The organism is Trichococcus ilyis (genome assembly GCF_900109135.1).
Taxonomy (GTDB): Bacteria; Bacillota; Bacilli; order Lactobacillales; family Aerococcaceae; genus Trichococcus; species Trichococcus ilyis.
Window position 1 is genome coordinate 51543 of the sequence record NZ_FNYT01000011.1, and the last position, 17263, is coordinate 68805.

Annotated in this window: 12 protein-coding genes; 1 reads left to right on the top strand and 11 read right to left on the bottom strand. The window is 50.1% G+C overall.

What is annotated here, in order from left to right; all coding sequences use genetic code 11:
- Nucleotides 1-49: 49 nt before the first annotated feature.
- Nucleotides 50-1519, bottom strand: a complete 1470-nt coding sequence (locus tag BMX58_RS06975) for a UDP-N-acetylmuramoyl-L-alanyl-D-glutamate--2,6-diaminopimelate ligase (RefSeq protein ID WP_131814055.1) — start codon at nucleotides 1517-1519, stop codon at nucleotides 50-52.
- Nucleotides 1520-1713: 194 nt separating this feature from the next.
- Between BMX58_RS06975 and BMX58_RS06980 the strand changes: the two genes are divergently transcribed.
- Nucleotides 1714-2385, top strand: a complete 672-nt coding sequence (locus tag BMX58_RS06980; protein ID WP_068620867.1) for a YigZ family protein — start codon at nucleotides 1714-1716, stop codon at nucleotides 2383-2385.
- A gap of 57 nt (nucleotides 2386-2442) precedes the next feature.
- Here the strand turns inward: BMX58_RS06980 and BMX58_RS06985 are convergent, their stop codons facing one another.
- From BMX58_RS06985 to groL, 10 genes are all read right to left on the bottom strand, one after another.
- Entirely contained in the window at nucleotides 2443-3540 is a 1098-nt protein-coding gene (locus BMX58_RS06985; protein WP_239420500.1) for a glycosyltransferase family 4 protein, read from the bottom strand.
- Nucleotides 3541-3642: 102 nt separating this feature from the next.
- Nucleotides 3643-5532, bottom strand: a complete 1890-nt coding sequence (locus BMX58_RS06990) for an LTA synthase family protein (protein WP_084253740.1) — start codon at nucleotides 5530-5532, stop codon at nucleotides 3643-3645.
- A gap of 25 nt (nucleotides 5533-5557) precedes the next feature.
- Nucleotides 5558-6391, bottom strand: a complete 834-nt coding sequence (gene nadE, locus BMX58_RS06995) for an ammonia-dependent NAD(+) synthetase (protein WP_068620863.1) — start codon at nucleotides 6389-6391, stop codon at nucleotides 5558-5560.
- Nucleotides 6392-6420: 29 nt separating this feature from the next.
- Nucleotides 6421-7905 carry a nicotinate phosphoribosyltransferase gene (locus tag BMX58_RS07000; protein ID WP_068620861.1) on the bottom strand — a complete coding sequence of 495 codons (1485 nt, stop codon included), beginning with the start codon at nucleotides 7903-7905 and terminating at the stop codon, nucleotides 6421-6423.
- 308 nt (nucleotides 7906-8213) lie between these two features.
- Nucleotides 8214-9608: a sugar transferase gene (locus BMX58_RS07005; protein ID WP_068620859.1), complete on the bottom strand. Its 1395-nt coding sequence runs from the start codon at nucleotides 9606-9608 to the stop codon at nucleotides 8214-8216.
- Nucleotides 9609-9824: 216 nt separating this feature from the next.
- Nucleotides 9825-11084, bottom strand: a complete 1260-nt coding sequence (locus BMX58_RS07010) for an argininosuccinate synthase (protein WP_068620856.1) — start codon at nucleotides 11082-11084, stop codon at nucleotides 9825-9827.
- Between the two features lie 241 nt (nucleotides 11085-11325).
- On the bottom strand, nucleotides 11326-13227 hold the full coding sequence (locus BMX58_RS07015; RefSeq protein WP_068620854.1) for a PTS fructose transporter subunit IIABC: 1902 nt from the start codon (nucleotides 13225-13227) through the stop codon (nucleotides 11326-11328).
- A gap of 18 nt (nucleotides 13228-13245) precedes the next feature.
- On the bottom strand, nucleotides 13246-14160 hold the full coding sequence (gene pfkB, locus BMX58_RS07020; protein WP_068620852.1) for a 1-phosphofructokinase: 915 nt from the start codon (nucleotides 14158-14160) through the stop codon (nucleotides 13246-13248).
- Nucleotides 14160-14909 (bottom strand): DeoR/GlpR family DNA-binding transcription regulator, encoded by a 750-nt coding sequence (locus BMX58_RS07025; protein ID WP_068620850.1) that lies wholly within the window; start codon nucleotides 14907-14909, stop codon nucleotides 14160-14162. Before BMX58_RS07025 ends, pfkB begins: the two co-directional genes overlap by 1 nt.
- Nucleotides 14910-15627: 718 nt before the next feature.
- The gene (gene groL, locus BMX58_RS07030) at nucleotides 15628-17241 is read right to left on the bottom strand and encodes a chaperonin GroEL (RefSeq protein ID WP_068620848.1); all 1614 of its coding nucleotides are present in this window, start codon (nucleotides 17239-17241) and stop codon (nucleotides 15628-15630) included.
- Nucleotides 17242-17263: the final 22 nt, after the last annotated feature.

Here is a 17263-nt window from a genome sequence, read left to right on the forward strand (position 1 = left end):
GCTCGTTATTTAACGCAGCCACTCTCTATTTTACGGTAAATCTCTGCTTTTAGGCGTTGTCAGCAAGCCTTTGATTGCGCGATGCGATCGCTTCCGCCGCTACCTCACTGTCCAGCAAGCGGATCATGCTGCCTCTGTCGTTATAATCCGCCTCATGCCCGCGCCCCAGCAGGATGACCGTATCCCCCGGTTCCGCGATGGCGATCGCATGCTGGATGGCTTCCCTGCGGTTTTCGATGTATTCATAGTTGTCCTTTTCGATGCCGGCAAGCATCATCGCGATGATTTCTTCCTGCGGTTCTTTACCGGTATCGTCCGTCGTCAGCACGACATGATCTGACAGTTCCGTACCGATGCGGGCCATGATCGGGCGTTTTTCATGCTCCCTTTCGCCTGCCCCGCCGAAAACTGAGATGACCCTGCCTTTGGTGAACTCCCGCACCACGCTCAAGACTTTTTCCATCGCATCCGGCGAATGGGCAAAATCGACATAGACACCGATATCGCCAGCGCCGGGAACGATTTCCAACCTGCCGGTGACACCAGTCAATGATGTTACGGCTTTCGCTGCATCCTCCAACGGGATGCCCACAGCATAAACAGCCGCCAGCGCCGCCAAGGTATTCGAGACATTATAGAGCCCCACCAGATTCGTCACGACCGGATAGCGTTCCCCGTTCACGACCAGATCGAAGCGCGTCTGTGTCCGGGTATAAGCAATATCCGCCGCAAAGAAATCAGCCGTTTCGTCCTTCACGCTGTAGGAAATGACTTCAGCAGCCGTAGCGATGCGATAGCTGTGGATCGTTTCGTCATCCGCATTCAGCACCGCCGTTTTCGTCCTGCCGTTTTTACGGCCGTTCCCCAATTGGGAGAAGAGCAGCTTTTTCGCTTCCGCGTAGGCTTCCATCGTGTGATGGAATTCCATGTGTTCATGCGTCAGATTGGTCATGACGGCGACGTCCAAATCCAATCCCCAAGCCCTGCCCATCTCCAAAGCGATGGAGGACAACTCCAGAGTGAAGTAGGCCGTTTCTCTCTCTGCCATCAGGCGCAACGCTTTTTGCATCGTGATGCTGTCGGGCGTTGTGTTTTTCGTTTTGTGCACTTCATCTCCGATATGCATTTCGATGGTGCCCATCAGTCCGGTTTTTTTGCCCATCGCCTTCAGGATGGCTTCGACCAGATACGTCACTGTCGTCTTTCCGTTTGTCCCCGTGACGCCGATGACGTTCATCGCCTCGCTCGGGTAACCGTAGAAGTGATTCGCAAGCAGGCTCATCGCCTTGCCTGTGTCCGGAACATACACAACCGGGACGGCGGCTGCCGCATTTTGGATATCTTTGCGGGCCACAATCAAGCCCGCACCATTCGCGACTGCCTTCGCTACGTAATTGTGCCCATCCACTTGCGTACCGTCGATGCAGATGAACAGATCCCCCGATCGGATGTCGCGGGAATCCTGACTGATTTTTCCAATATTCAAATCGGGATTCAAATTCCCGACAATTCTTTTCATTTTGAGTACATCGATTAAATCTGTAGCTTTCACGCAGATCACCTTTCCATCGACCCTTGTGGCCGTTCGGTCTATTCCACTTAACAATACCACAAATGGAAATGTTCGGAAAGTCCCTTTGCCGGTTGGCGGCCTGCCATTCGAACCTCACTGTGGTAAAATGGGACTGAATAACATAATGGAGGACAAAGTCTATGCTGACAACCTATCACACAATCGCAGAAAATGGCGTTTCCGAAATCATCATCAAGAGTTCCCGCTTCATCTGCAGCCTTAAACGTGTCCATTCCGAGGACGAGGCCAAAGAATTCATCCAAGCCGTCAAAAAAGAACATTGGAAAGCGACGCACAACTGTTCCGCCTATCTGATCGGTGACCAGAACGAAATCCAGCGTGCCCACGACGATGGGGAGCCCTCCGGTACGGCCGGCGTACCGATGTTGGAGGTGCTCAAAAAGAACGACCTGCGGTATGTCGCTGCCGTCGTCACCCGTTACTTCGGCGGGACAAAGCTGGGCGCAGGCGGACTGATCCGTGCCTACAGCCGGTCCGTGTCGACTGCATTGAAGGACATCGGAATCGTCGTGCGCAGCCTGCAGACTAAAATCGGCTGCACCGTATCCTATTCCGCATCCGGAAAGCTGGAGAATTACTTGGCGCAATCCCCCTACACCCTGATCGAGGTTCAATACACCGACCAGGTTTGTTTCCTGTGCGGCATCCCGACAGAAGGCATCGACGCTTTCCAGGAAACAATCACCGATGTCATGAACGGCCGTGTTGTCTTTGAAGTCGGTGAAGAGGAGTATGTGGAGCGTCCATATTCCATCGCTTATGATGAAGCTGATGAGGAAGAAATCGAATAGATCCTGAACAAAAAAATGAACAGGCACACGATAGCCCGGCAGGCTTTCATGGCTTGTTCATTTCTTTTTGCCGTCCTTTTCCCTCAAAAGGCGGTACAATATCCTGCGCAACCTGGAACGTTTGCTGTCCAACAGATTGAAGGAGGCGATGAAGAGAATCACGCCGAAAACCAAACCCGCAACCAAAACTACCGTCCCCCAGAAGGAGGAAATCGGGAACAGAATGGCAGTCAGGGAAAAGATGATCGCCAAAGCATAAATGACCAAAACCGTCTGCCGGTGGGTAAATCCCAGCCGCAGCAAGCGATGGTGCAGATGGCTTTTGTCTTTCGCACTGATGGAACGCTTGTGCAAGGTCCGGCGAAGGACGGCAGCAATCGTGTCCGTCAGCGGAACCCCCAGGATGGCCACTGGTATCAGGAGCGATACGAAGGTGGCATGTTTCAGGCCGTACAAGGACAGCACCGCAATCATGAAACCCACGAAAAGCGATCCCGTATCCCCCAGGAAGATGGAGGCCGGATAGAAATTGAAAGGCAAAAAACCCAGCAAGCTCGCAACCAAAAGGAAAATCATGACGACAGTGGCCACATCCATGTAATCGGTGAAGAAGTAGCTGACGAATCCCATCGTCGAAAGCGAAATGACCGAAGTGCCCGTCGCCAAACCGTCCAGCCCATCCATCAGATTCACTGCATTCGTGATGACCGCAATCCAAAGCATCATCACCAAATACCCCGCTTCATGGAATTCGATCGTTCCGAAATAATCCAGCGTAAGGCTGTCGATTTTGATGCCTGTATAGAAATACAGGACGTTCGCCGCGGCAAGTATCCCGATCATTTTTTGCCAAGGCCTCAGGTCATAGCGATCATCGATGATGCCGGTCACCAGGATGATCAAGGAGCTCAAAAACATGATGCCGGCATAACCGGTCCGATTATTCAGAGGAACTCCAAGGAAAAAAGCTCCCCAGTAAGCCAAGAAGATGGCCACGCCGCCCATCGTCGGCGTTTCCTTGACATGCACTTTTGCCTCGGAGGGCTTATCCGTCCAGCCGAAGCGCCGCGCTGCGCCGCGGAAAAGATAGGTGAGCAGCATGCTCGCCACAATCGTCGCGCCGAAAAGCAGCATAAAGCGTATAAAGAAATTCACCGGATCCCTCCTTTCACCGTCGTTTCCTTAATCATAGGCGATTCCGGACTTACATGCAAATCCATTGCTGCAACAGTCGCACAAAAGATGCAGCGGTCCGGCTCAATCATCCAGGCGGAAGAACCCGTTTGCTGCTGCGTACCGGTTTCCGGCGGTCGTGTCGTACTGGATCAGATCATAATCCGCCAAAAGACTTCTCGCCTGCTCGGACAATTCCTCGCGGCTCGAGACATATTCACCGGTGTCGCCGTTCCGGTACAGCGCCTTTTCGAAAGCCGGCACCTGTTCCTGAAGCGTCATCAGCAAGGCCTCAAAAGCTGTCACTTTGCTGCCGCTGAGCTCCAACACTTCCGGCAAGAAGTAGACAGGACTGGTGATCCCCAAATCCTTTTGGGCTTCCGCTGTGTTGCTGTAGATGAACATCGGCGTTTCATGCATGTTTTGGACCGTGTTCAGCGCATAAAGGTCCTCGCCGAAGACACTGGGCCAATGATCACCCCAAAACACTACGACGGTCGGTTCGCCCCACTCCTTGAGGTCGGTAAAAAAGCGCTCCAAAGCTTGATCGCTGTACTGCAGATCCTGCAGATAGTTCCGGATTGTTTGGCTGGCTACGCCCGTTTCCGCAGCCGAGGGGGTGATCGTATATTTATTTTGATAAGGCGTATGGTTCTGCATTGTCACCAAGTGGATAAAATCCTTTTCCGCGCTTGCTTTCAGGACAGCCTCAATCTCAGCGTAGGCCGCTGCATCCGAAATGTACGGATTGGTATCCAGCTTGTCCGTGTTTGCCATCGTATCCTCGTAAAGGAACGTATCGAACCCCAAAGCTTGATAGTTCTCCCGCCGTTTATACATGGTCGTATTGTACGGGTGGATGGCCGTCGTCCGGAAACCGGCCGCTTCCAAACGGGATACGACGGATGGAAATGCTTCCTGGGAGGAAAGGAATTGCGTATACGGTGTGGTGATGTTCGCAGCGAAAGGTTCCATCGAAAAACCCGTCAAAGCTTCGAATTCGATATTGGCGGTTCCGCCGCCATAGCCTTGGGACAACATCTCGCCGCTGTAGCTCGTTTCCATCACCCCTCGCGTGAACGGGATCGGATCACGCAGCAGATCCAGTCCTTCCAATTCAAGCGGATCGGCAAAGCTTTCATTCATGATGTAGATGACATTCGTTTCAGGCAAGGCTGCCGTTCTTTCCGCATTGATTTCGTCAGCAAGTCGCTGATAGGTCGCCTTCAGCTCATCGATTTTCTTCTCCGAATAGCCATCCGGCATTTCCATCGGTGCGGCTGAAAGGTTATAAAGGAATCCGGCCACAAAGCCGGTGTTGTAGTAATTCATCTGCTGGCTGTAGGGAATCCAATAGGCCGTCCGGTCGTAGGCTTGCTTCAGCAGATTGCCTTCCTGCTGGAACTGTCCGGCATAGGCGAGTGCGACGCTTGTCGAAACCAACAGCAACACCCGTGCGCGCCATCCCAGTTTCACGGCTTTTTGGGACTTTTGCTGACGAACGGAAAAGAACGCAAATGCCAGAAACAGGGCCAAAGTCAGGCTCAATGCCGCCAGCGTCCGTGCGTTCAGCATTTCCAAAAGGAACGGAACCTCCGTCAGCATTTTCAGATCGCTCGGATAAACGGGCTCGTTGCGTTGCAGCATCTTTTCATAAGTCGCCATTCCGAGGATCCCTCCCGCCAGCAACAGCAGGGCGTTGGTCCAGCGGATATTCCCCAACAGTGCCCAAAGCCAGAGACCGAGCGTCAGCAATACGCCGGTACTGATCAGAAACTTCTCGGTATGCCAGGCAAATGCAAAATTCACGACCAAGCCTGGATCCAGCCCATTTTGAGTCCACTGGAGATAGAGATGGACCAATACTACGGTCGCCAACAAACTGAAGCAGTGCAGGAGCAGGAGATGCCTCCTGCTCCTGCACTGCAACTCTTGTTTGTCGTTCATCATTTTATTCTTTTTGCTGATTTTCACTGCAACCCCCCGCTATCTGAACAGATTAGCCTTCTTTCCAAAAGCTGTCATAGACCGTTATCGGCAAGTGCCGTTTGTGCTCTGTCTTCGTGTACCAGCCTTCGATGACTTCAGCGTCCTTATCCGGTACATCCTTGCCTTCCAGATAAGCGTCGATCAGCTCGTACGTCACGCCGAGCGCCACTTCATCAGGCAAGGCAGGACGATTTTCTTCCAAGTCGGCTGTCGGAACTTTTTCATAGAGCTGTGTCGGTGCGCCCAATTCCTTCAGCAATTGGCGGCCCTGCCGTTTGTTCAAACGCCAGATCGGCAACAGGTCGGCTGCGCCATCCCCGAATTTCGTGAAGAAACCGGTCACGGATTCGGCCGCATGGTCCGTACCCAAGACTGCCCCGCTGCTGTCGCCCGCGATCGCGAACTGGACGATCATGCGCTGACGGGCTTTGATGTTGCCCTTGTTGAAGTCGGTGATGGTGAGCCCGGCTTCTTCCAGGGCATCAAGTGCGGCATCCGCCATTTCCTTGATGTTGACGACCAATCTTTGGTCCGGGGCGATGAAGGCCAATGCCGCCTGGGCATCGTGTTCATCAAATTGGATGCCGTACGGAAGGCGGACAGCAATGAACTGATAGCTGTCATCGCCTGTCTCATCGCGCATTTCCTGGATCGCCAACTGGGCTAACCGCCCAGTCAAAGTGGAGTCCTGGCCTCCGCTGATCCCCAAAACAAATGTCTTCAAAAATGGGTGTGCCGCCAAATAATCTTTCATGAAATCGATGCTGGTGCGGATTTCCTCTTTTGGATCGATTTCCGGTTTCACTTTTAATGCAGCAATAATTTCTTTTTGTAATGGACGCATGCCTATTCCCCCTGGATTGATCTATTTGGTTATTTCGTGCTTTCCAATAATGCGGCTTCTTCCTTGATCTGTTTCTTGATGGCTTTGATGGTGCTCATCTTGTGGTCGTAGGTCTTCTGCGACAAATCGACCGGGTAGTCTTCCGGATTGAGGATACGTTTGTATTCATCCCATAAGCCGCTCATCTGCGCTTCAGAGAAGGCTTTAATGTCCTGGAGCGACGGCAAGGCATAAACCAATTCACCGTCCACGATGATGTCCTGCAGAACGGGACGCGCCTCAAAGTCAGTGATGGTCTTGTTGATGTAGGTGAAGACCGGATGGAACATGTACAGCTCCGTTTCCTGATCGGGCTTCTCTTCCCAAAGCGCAATGTAATCCCCTTCCGACTTGCCGTCGCGTTTGCGTGTGATCCGCCATACTTGTTTCTTGCCTGGTGTGGAGACTTTTTCGGCGTTGCTGGATATCTTCATCGTGTCGACCATCTTGCCGTTCTCATCCGCGATCGAAACCAATTTGTAGACCGCTCCAAGCGCCGGTTGGTCATAGGCGGTGATCAGTTTCGTGCCAACCCCCCAGACATCTATTTTTGCTCCCTGCATCTTCAGGTTCAGGATGGTCAATTCATCCAGATCGTTCGATGCGTAGATTTTTGCATCGGTAAAGCCTGCATCGTCCAATTGTTGGCGGACTTTTTTGGAAATGTAGGCCATGTCCCCGCTGTCCAAGCGCACGCCGAGGAAGTTGATCTTGTCGCCCATTTCCTTCGCCACTTTGATGGCATTCGGCACGCCCGATTTCAACGTATCATAAGTATCCACCAGGAAGACACAGTCCTTGTGGGAACGCGCGTAAGCCATGAAGGCATCATAGTCGTTGCGGTAGACCTGGACCATCGAATGGGCATGGGTACCCGAAGCCGGAATGCCGAACATTTTGGCGGCACGGACATTGCTGGTGGCATTGAATCCTGCGATATAGGCTGCGCGTGTGCCCCAAATGGCGGCGTCCATTTCCTGCGCTCTTCTGGAACCGAATTCCATCAGCGGCTCATCATCACAGACATAGCGCAGCCGTGCGGCTTTTGTCGCTATCAGCGTCTGGAAATTAACGACATTCAACAGGGCCGTTTCGATCAATTGGCATTCCGCCAAAGGGCCTTCCACTTGGACGATCGGTTCATTCGCGAATACGAGATCCCCTTCCTGAGCGGAACGGATCGTGCCGGAGAAACGGAAATTTTTCAGGTACTCCAAAAAACCTTCCTCGTAGCCGACATGCTCACGCAAATAGGCGATGTCCGTATCCGTAAAGCGCAAATTCTGAAGGTAGGACACAAAGCGCTCAAGCCCTGCATAGACTGCGTATCCATTATTGAAAGGATACTTCCGGAAGTACAGTTCAAAAATTGCATGTTTTTCGGTAATGCCTTCATCCCAATAAGTCTTCATCATGTTAATTTGGTACAAATCAGTATGCAAAGCTAAACTATCATCGTTATAATCAAAACTCATCCAACTCACTCATTTCATCTTTGATCGTACGCCTCCGCATTCTGTCACGGTGCAGCAGAAGGAAGTGCTCTATTCATCCATTGTATCGCAATTCCTTATACATTTCCGCTTTTTTGTCCAAAATCGATCAGATTGATTATAGTGATCCGGCTGTATTCTCGCAAACACAACCGGCATTCCCGTGTAAACAAAAACCATCCCACCGGGCGAATTTCTGCCCGGTGGGATGGTTTTTGTGTGCGATTGAAAAATAAGGGTTTCATGCATCCAAAAATGATGGCTAGCTTCACGGGTTAGCCCTTCTTTTATCAGTAGATGACGCGGATGCCGCGGGCTTCGATTTCTTGCTCGGTCAGAATCGCCCGTTCGCTTTCATCCACTCCGCGGGAAGAGACTTTATCGAACAAGATCTTGACGGTCTGCAGCATGATTTTCAGATCCAGTATCAAGGAGTACTTCTTGATGTAGATCAGATCGAAGTTCAGCTTGCTGTTGAAATCGGAAGCGTACTTCCCGTAGACTTGCGCATAGCCGGTGATTCCGGCACGAACGTTGTGGCGCAGGTAATAATGCGGGTTCAATTCTTTGAATTGATCAACGAAGAAGGGGCGTTCCGGCCGGGGACCGACCAACGACATATCCCCCAGCAGTACGTTGAACAGCTGCGGCAATTCATCGATACGCAGGGAGCGCAGATATTTGCCGACTTTCGTTACGCGCACATCGTTGCTTGTGGCCAATACCGGTCCTGACTCTTTTTCGGCTGTCACACCCATGCTGCGGAACTTCAGGATTTCGAATTCCTTGCCGTCTTTGGTGATGCGGGTCTGCTTGTAGAACACGGGACCCTCGGAACTCTTCTTCACCAGGATCGCCGTAACGGCCATGATCGGCGAAGTGATGACGATGCCGATCAGCGCAACCACAATATCGATGATCCGCTTCATCAATCCGTCTTCTGCCGGGATGCGGAACGGCGAAACTTCGATGATGCTCTCGTCCTCGATATTCATCATGTTCGGATTGACCATGATCAGGTTCTCGAAGCTGGTATTCAAGAACATTTTCTTCTCCTTGCTCGTCAACAGATCGTAAATCTTCAACTTTTCGGATTCTTCGATCTGGCTCGCCAAGTAGACGATATCGATCTCTTCCAGGTGCCTCAGAACATTTTCGTAGTAGTCGGACAGGACGACATGCGTCACGACATGACGGATGCTTTTTGTGTTTGTGAAGTTATCGACGGCAGCAAACACTTCCTTTTCCATCCCTACGATCATGACCCGCTTGCTGCCGCTCATGCGTTGGTACATTTTGAAAACCAAAACGCGGAAAAGGAACAAAAGGATCGTTCCCACAAAAAAGTTGATCAGGATGACCGACCGCGGAAACGCCAACCAACGGCCGGCAAAAGTCAGCGCCATGATGATCAACGAAAGGACAAACTGCCCGATGACCGTGATGAACAAGAAGTCGCTGATGGACTTATTGTAAAATATATAGGTACCGAACAGGATGTTTACGATGATGAAAATCAAGGAAACATAGCCAATGCTTCCCTGGAAGGCATCGAAGTTTATCAACGGTATGTTTCTTCCGAATTTCAAATAAAAAGATAACAGCAATGATCCTATGAACAACAGCATATCAATGATGCCGATGACAATTTTACGGGCTTTATTCCATTCACCTGTTTGATTCACGCTTAATCTCCTCCTCCTTAAACTTGCTTAATATGAATGCATTCATTTTATCATAGTTTATAATTTTAGGATATGAAAGATTAGGCCTGTGCGGGGTTCCGGCAGGCTTCTGCCGGAAAACGACAAAAAAACCGCCTGCACCTGGTCATTTCGCAGGTGCGGGCGGTCAGGAGCGGATCAGCTTCGGTCCAACCGGCTGTTTCGGCTCATTGCTTTTTACTTCAGCAAATCCTTCAATTCTTCATGTGTTGCTTGGCCTTCAGCTTGCTCTTTCATGACGCGGATGGATGTAGGCAATCCGAACAGACGGATAAAGCCGGCTGCATCCGTATGGTTGTAGACATCGTCGCTCTCGAACGTCGCAAAGCTTTCGCTGTACAATGATTTCGCGCTGACCACACCTGCATCCGTGATGTTGCCTTTATACAGCTTCATTTTCACGAAACCTTCAACATTCTGTTGCGTTTCGTCAACGAAGGCGCCCAAAGCTTTGCGCAATGGAGTGTACCATAATCCATTGTAGACAAGTTCCGCATATTTGTTGGCAACCAATTGTTTGTATTGGTAAGTGTCTTTGTCCAAGCAAAGTTGTTCCAATTTGTCATGGGCATGGTAAAGCACAGTTCCGGCCGGCGTTTCATAAACGCCTCTTGACTTCATGCCGACCAAGCGGTTCTCCACGATATCAATGATGCCGACGCCATTCGCGCCAGCGATCACGTTCAATTTCTCGATCAGGGCGATGCCGTCCATTGCTTCACCATTCAGGCTGACCGGGATGCCTTGTTTGAATTCCAACGTGACATAGGTTGCTTCGTCAGGCGCTTTCTCAGGCGTCACGCACATTTCCAGGATTTTATCGTAATCAGGCTCGTTGGCTGTCATCTCCAGATCAAGGCCTTCATGCGACAGATGCCACAAGTTTTTGTCTTTTGAGTAGTTTGTTTCCAATGTAATCGGAAGCGGCACATTGTGTGCAGCAGCATACGCAAATTCATCTTCTCTGGAAGTCAGTTCCCATTCTCTCCAAGGGGCGATGATCGTGATGTTCGGATCGAATTCTCTGATGCCTACTTCAAAACGGACTTGGTCGTTCCCTTTCCCTGTTGCACCGTGAACGATTGCGTCAGCATTTTCCAAGTGTGCGATTTCCACCATTCTTTTGGCGATGATCGGACGAGCGAAAGAAGTCCCCAATAAATATTGTCCTTCGTACTTAGCGCTTGCCTGCAATGTCGGCCAAATGAACTCTTCGACGAATTCCTTCTTCAAGTCTGCAACATACAACTTCGATGCGCCGCAGTTGATCGCTTTTTCTTCCAGCTTACTGTAATCATCACCTTGTCCTACGTCTCCTACTACGGCGATTACTTCACAGTTGTTGTAATTTTCTTTTAGCCAAGGGATGATGACGGACGTATCCAATCCACCTGAGTAAGCCAAAACCACTTTTTTGATTGATTCCTTTGCTGCCATGCTTTTACCTCCTTATACAGATTTCAATATCCGTTGCTTTCGTGCATGAACCGATATCTACATTTTCGTTTGTTTAACAATATGCATTATAGCATATCTGCCATGAAAATCATCCCATTTTTTTACATTATTCTCATTTAGCTGTCATAGTCTTTTCATTTATGCAGATTGCTCGCAGAACAGCAAAAAAGAGAGAACAGAAACGGTCCATTCCGTCTGTTCTCTCAATGGTTTTTTCAGTTTATTTTGCGGCTTCTTGCGGCTTGGCTTTCTTCCATACACCCAATGTGAAGGCAGAAACGACAGTTCCGATCAACAGTGCCAGCAGGAACATCAACGGACGGTTAGCCAATGTGATAACGAACAATCCACCGTGTGGTGCAGGAATCGAAACGCCCCATAATTGCGTCAATCCGCCGGCGATGGCTGAACCAAGGATTGATGAAGTGATGACACGCATCGGATCCGCTGCCGCGAATGGAATCGCACCTTCAGTGATGAAGGACAGACCCAGCAAGATATTTGAAAGTCCTGATTTTTGCTCGATATCAGTAAATTTATTCTTGAAGAGCAATGTTGCGATACCGATAGCCAATGGAGGGATCATCCCGCCGGCCATTACAGCAGCCATCAATTTGCCGTCGCCTGTATCCGTAAAGATACCGATCGAGAATGCGTAAGCAGCTTTGTTGAATGGACCACCCATGTCGATCGCCATCATGCCGCCAAGAACAGCACCCAACACGACTGCGTTACCTGTGCCCAAGTTTTCCAGGAATGTGATCATCGCTGTATTGATATTGGAGAAGACAGGCCCGATCAAGAAATACATCAGCAAACCAGTGATCAACAGACCGAACACAGGGTACAACAGGATCGTTTTCAGACCGTCCAAAGCGCGAGGCAGGCCTTTGAAGGCTTTTTTCAGGTAAACCATGATGTAACCAGCCATGAAACCGGCAATCAAACCGCCCAAGAATCCGGCGTTCGCTTGCACAGCCAAGTAACCGCCAGCCATACCGGGAAGCAAGCCTGGGCGGTCAGCAATACTCATTGCAATGTAACCGGCCAAAATCGGAATCAGGAAGCTGAATGCCGCTCCACCGATTGCCATGAAGGAAATGAACAACGGACTTTCTGCACCGAATGACGTTTCGAACAGGAAGGAAATCGCGATCAGAATCCCCCCGCCGACAACAAATGGCAACATGTGTGAAATACCGTTCATCAAGTCTTTATAAACTTTTCCGATGATGGATTGTTTTTCATCGCTGTCGCTGGCTGCCACTTCATCGCCTTTTACATTCAGGATCGGTGCTTCTTGGCGCATCGCTTTTGTGATCAGTTCTTCCGCTTTGTTGATGCCGTCAGCTACCGGTCTTTGCAGCACGTGCTTCCCGTTGAAGCGAGCCATTTCGACTTTTTTGTCCGCTGCCACGATGACACCATCGGCACGGCGGATTTCATCGGCCGTCAAAGCATTTTTGACGCCATCAGATCCGTTCGTTTCGACGCGGATATCGACGCCCATTTTTTCAGCCATCTGTTTCAAGGAATCTTCAGCCATGTACGTGTGCGCAATACCGGTAGGGCATGCTGTCACGGCAATGACGAAAGGTCTTTTCGTTTCGGTTGCTGCGACTGGAGCTGCCTTTGCAGCTGCCTCAGCTTGTTCTTTCGCTTCACGCGCAGCTTCTGCTGCTGCAAACAGAGCTTGCACTTCTTCAGGGGTCTCAGCCTTCTTCAATGATGCAATGAAATCAGGATTGATCAATAAACGGGATAAGGACGCCAATACTTCCAAGTGGACATTGTTTGCGCCTTCCGGAGCAGCGATCATAAAGAACAAGTGTGCCGGTTGGCCATCCAATGAAGCATAATCAACGCCGGCGGCACTTTTTGCAAAAACGACAGCCGCTTTATTGACCGCTTTGTTTTTGGCGTGCGGCATTGCGATGCCATCGCCCAAACCAGTGGATGTTTGCGATTCGCGCTTCATAATGCCTTCCTTATAAACCGCAACATCATTGATGATGCCGTTAGCGGAAAAACTTGCGATCATTTCGTCGATGACGCCTTCTTTGGTTGTGCCTTGTAAATCCATAATCATCAATTCTTTTAGTAAGATATCATTGATTTTCATATTCTTAGGTTCTCCTCCCTAAAGCTGACTGATAGTGACTTGTTTGACTAAAGCATCGATTTCTTCACGTTTGGCTAAATCGTCTGCAAAAGCGGTCGCGCTTCCGCAAGCGATACTGACTTTGAATGCTTCCAACGGGTCATGCGTTTTCGTGTATGTACCTACAAATCCGGCGATCATCGAATCTCCGGAGCCGACGGAATTCTTAAGGACTCCCTTTGGCACTGTCCCATGGTAGACGCCTTCCGGAGTGAACAGGATCGCTCCTTTAGCGGCCATGGAGATGATTGCGTATTGGGCGCCCGCTTCAAGCAGCTTCTTCCCGTATGGCAAAATATCCTCATCCGTTTCGAAGGTCGTCTCGAACAATTCCGCCAGTTCGTGATGGTTCGGTTTCACCAACAACGGATGGTATGGCAGCGCATTTTTCAATTCTTCCCCGGTCGTGTCGATCAGGAAGGGAATGCCTTTATCCGTCAGTCTGCGGATGATGGTCTGGTAATAATCGTCCGGCAAGCTCGCAGGTTTGCTTCCCGCCAACACAACGATGTCGTTTTCGGGATCAAGCCCATCGAATTGTTTCAGGAATTCTTCGGCTACTGCAGGCTCGATGTTCGGCCCCGGACCGTTCATTTCCGTCTCCAGTCCTGACTTGATTTTCACGTTGATGCGGGTCGCTTCATCCACATGGGTAAAGTGCGTTTTGCTGTTTTCAGCTTCCAACCAGTCTTCGATGTATTTTCCGGTGAATCCGCCCAGGAACCCCAAAGCGGTGTTCTCCACTTCCAGTTCATTCAGGATGCGGGAAACGTTGATGCCTTTGCCGCCCGGCAGTTTGAAGTCTTGCTGGATCCGGTTGACCTCGCCCAACTGGATAGTGGGCAAATGGACGATGTAGTCGATGGACGGATTTAATGTTACTGTATAAATCATTATTCAGCCTCCCAAATAGTTGTACTGTTTTTCAGGTTACGTTTGATTTCCGAAGGGACATTGTGGCTGATGATGCCGCAATCTTCAATATCGCAGACTTTCACGAAACTGACGCGTTTGAACTTCGAAGCATCCGCTACGACATAGCTTTGCGCCGCATTCTCGATGGCTATCCGTTTGACGGCTGCCTCTTCGGTATCGGGCGTCGTAAAGCCATATTGTTTATCGATGCCATTGATGCCCAGAAAGGCTTTGCTGAAGCGGTAATTCTTCATTTGCATTTGGCTGACCGGTCCGATGACTGCTTTTGTCTCCATCTTGATTTTGCCGCCGATAAGGATTGTCTCAATCTGCAGATCCGATAAAAAACTGGCATGCGGAACACCGTTGGTTACGACCAGAATGCTCTTGCCCTTCAGGAAGGGAATCATTTCGTAAGTGGTGGATCCGGCATCCAAAAAGATGATGTCCTGATCGCTCACCAGCTGGGCCGCTTTTTCAGCGATCCGTTGTTTGTCCTGAACGTTTTTGGAAGTTTTATCTTCCATCCTGTCTTCAGCAGAAACATTATAGTTCCTCTTTGCTCCACCGTGGACACGGATCAGGAACCCAGCCTCTTCGAGCGTGCTTAAATCCCGCCTGATCGTTGATTCTGAGCTTCCTGTCTGATCGACAAGATCCTGCAGTTTCACGATATTGTCTTTGGCTAAAGTGTCTAGAATGATTTTATGCCGCTCTTCTGTAAGCACTTTCCATCACCTCTCGAACAAAAATATACCACCTATGCGTAAATAAAGCAATCATTTTCATCCAAAAACATTAACTTTCATCCAAAAGCTTTCAGAGGGACTTGGTCTGTAATCAGCCGCAACTGTTTTCATCAATAAATTGGGCAATCCCATGTTCTATATGAGAACAAAACAAATCCGGTCCTCCATTCGAGCAGAATGGAGGACCGGATTTGTTTTTTCGCGTACAACGGGACGGCTGTTTTCACAGCGAGATGTTTTTGTTGAATCTGTGGACCGGAAACAGTGAACGCATGCAGAGAGCGCTCCCGACTGAAATCCAACCGCCGACGATGCGCAAACGCCACATGCCAAATGCCGTGCTGTATAATGAACCAGCAAAAAAAGACCGGATGACCATTTCTGGCTATCCGGTCCTTTTTGGGTGGCTTTGTGCTCAAACTCTGAGCTCAGGATTCGTCACACACTGTTTAGTTGAACTCTGAATTGCAGGGGGTTCCGCCTAAGAGGATATTACGTCACGGTCAAAGAGCGACCGTTCTCGTAATATCCTCTTAGTGCTCACCCCCTACCGCAATTCATCGTATCCTTTATAGTTGAGTTCTGATTCGCAGATACCACTCCCGTTTCACACCCAGCGTAGTGAACAAAAGAGGTTCACTTCGCTGGGTGTTCCAACGTCCGGGTATCTAAACGCGAATCATCACATCCTGTTTTTTTACATCATGCCCATTCCTGGGTCCATGGCTGGGGCTGCTGCTGGAGCCGGACGGTCTGCTACTACTGCTTCTGTTGACAGGATCAACGAAGCGACACTGGCTGCATTCTGCAAAGCGGAACGCGTCACTTTCGTAGGATCGACGATTCCGGCATCGATCATATTGACCCATTCGTCGGTTGCGGCATTGTAGCCCATGCCGACTTCCATGCCTTTGATCTTATCGGCTACAACAGAGCCTTCTTTGCCGGCATTTTCAGCGATTTGCCTTACTGGCTCTTCCAATGAACGCGCTACGATACGGGCACCGGTCGCTTCATCACCGGTCAGTTCCAACGCTTCAACGCGATTTTGGACGTTGATCAAAGCAGTACCCCCACCGGATACGATACCTTCCTCAACCGCGGCGCGGGTTGCGTTCAAGGCATCTTCGATACGCAGTTTGCGCTCTTTCAATTCTGTTTCTGTAGCGGCTCCGACTTTGATGACGCCGACGCCACCGGATAATTTCGCAAGGCGTTCCTGCAGTTTTTCGCGGTCAAATTCAGAAGTTGTTTCTGCAGCTTGGGCACGGATGATCGCCACACGTTGCTCGATGGCTTCTTTTTCGCCGGCGCCTTCCACGATTGTTGTGGAATCTTTGGTTACGACAACTTTGCCTGCGCGTCCCAGATGTTCGACGGTAGCATCCTTCAATTCCAAGCCCAAATCTTCCGCGATGACAGTACCGCCTGTCAGGATCGCGATGTCCTGCAGCATTTCTTTACGGCGGTCACCGAAACCTGGTGCTTTGACTGCAGCTACGTTGAACGTTCCGCGCAATTTGTTCAACACCAGTGTTGGCAAGGCTTCTCCATCGACATCATCCGCAACGATCAACAACGGACGGCCTTGTTGCAGGATCTGTTCCAATAAAGGCAGGATATCTTGGATATTGGATAATTTGCGGTCTGTGATCAGGATGTAAGGCGTTTCCAATTCCGCTTCCATCTTGTCATTGTTGGTGACCATGTATTGGGACAGGTAACCACGGTCGAACTGCATTCCTTCCACAACATCCAACTCGGTTTCGATCCCTTTCGATTCTTCGATTGTGATAACGCCGTCGTTGCCGACTTTCTCCATCGCTTCCGCAATCAATTCACCGATTTCCTTCGATCCGGATGATACGGCAGCAACTTGTGCGATCGATTCTTTCGAATTTACGGTTTGGGAAATTTCAGCCAAGCCTTTTACAGCCGCTTGCGTCGCCAACTCGATACCGCGGCGGATGCCGACCGGGTTCGCGCCGGCTGTGACATTTTTCAAACCTTCGCGAACGATGGCTTGCGTCAATACAGTCGCAGTCGTCGTTCCGTCACCGGCAATATCGTTCGTTTTGGAAGCAACCTCGGAAACCAGTTTCGCTCCCATATTTTCGAAGCGGTCTTCCAATTCGATTTCTTTGGCGATCGTCACGCCATCATTCGTGATCAAAGGAGAACCGTATGCTTTTTCTAAAACAACGTTGCGTCCTTTAGGTCCCAAAGTCACTTTTACGGTATCTGCTAAGATGTCCACGCCACGCAGCATCGCTGCTCTTGCGTCTTCTGAAAATTTGATGTCTTTTGCCATTTGTCGATTCACCTCATGAATT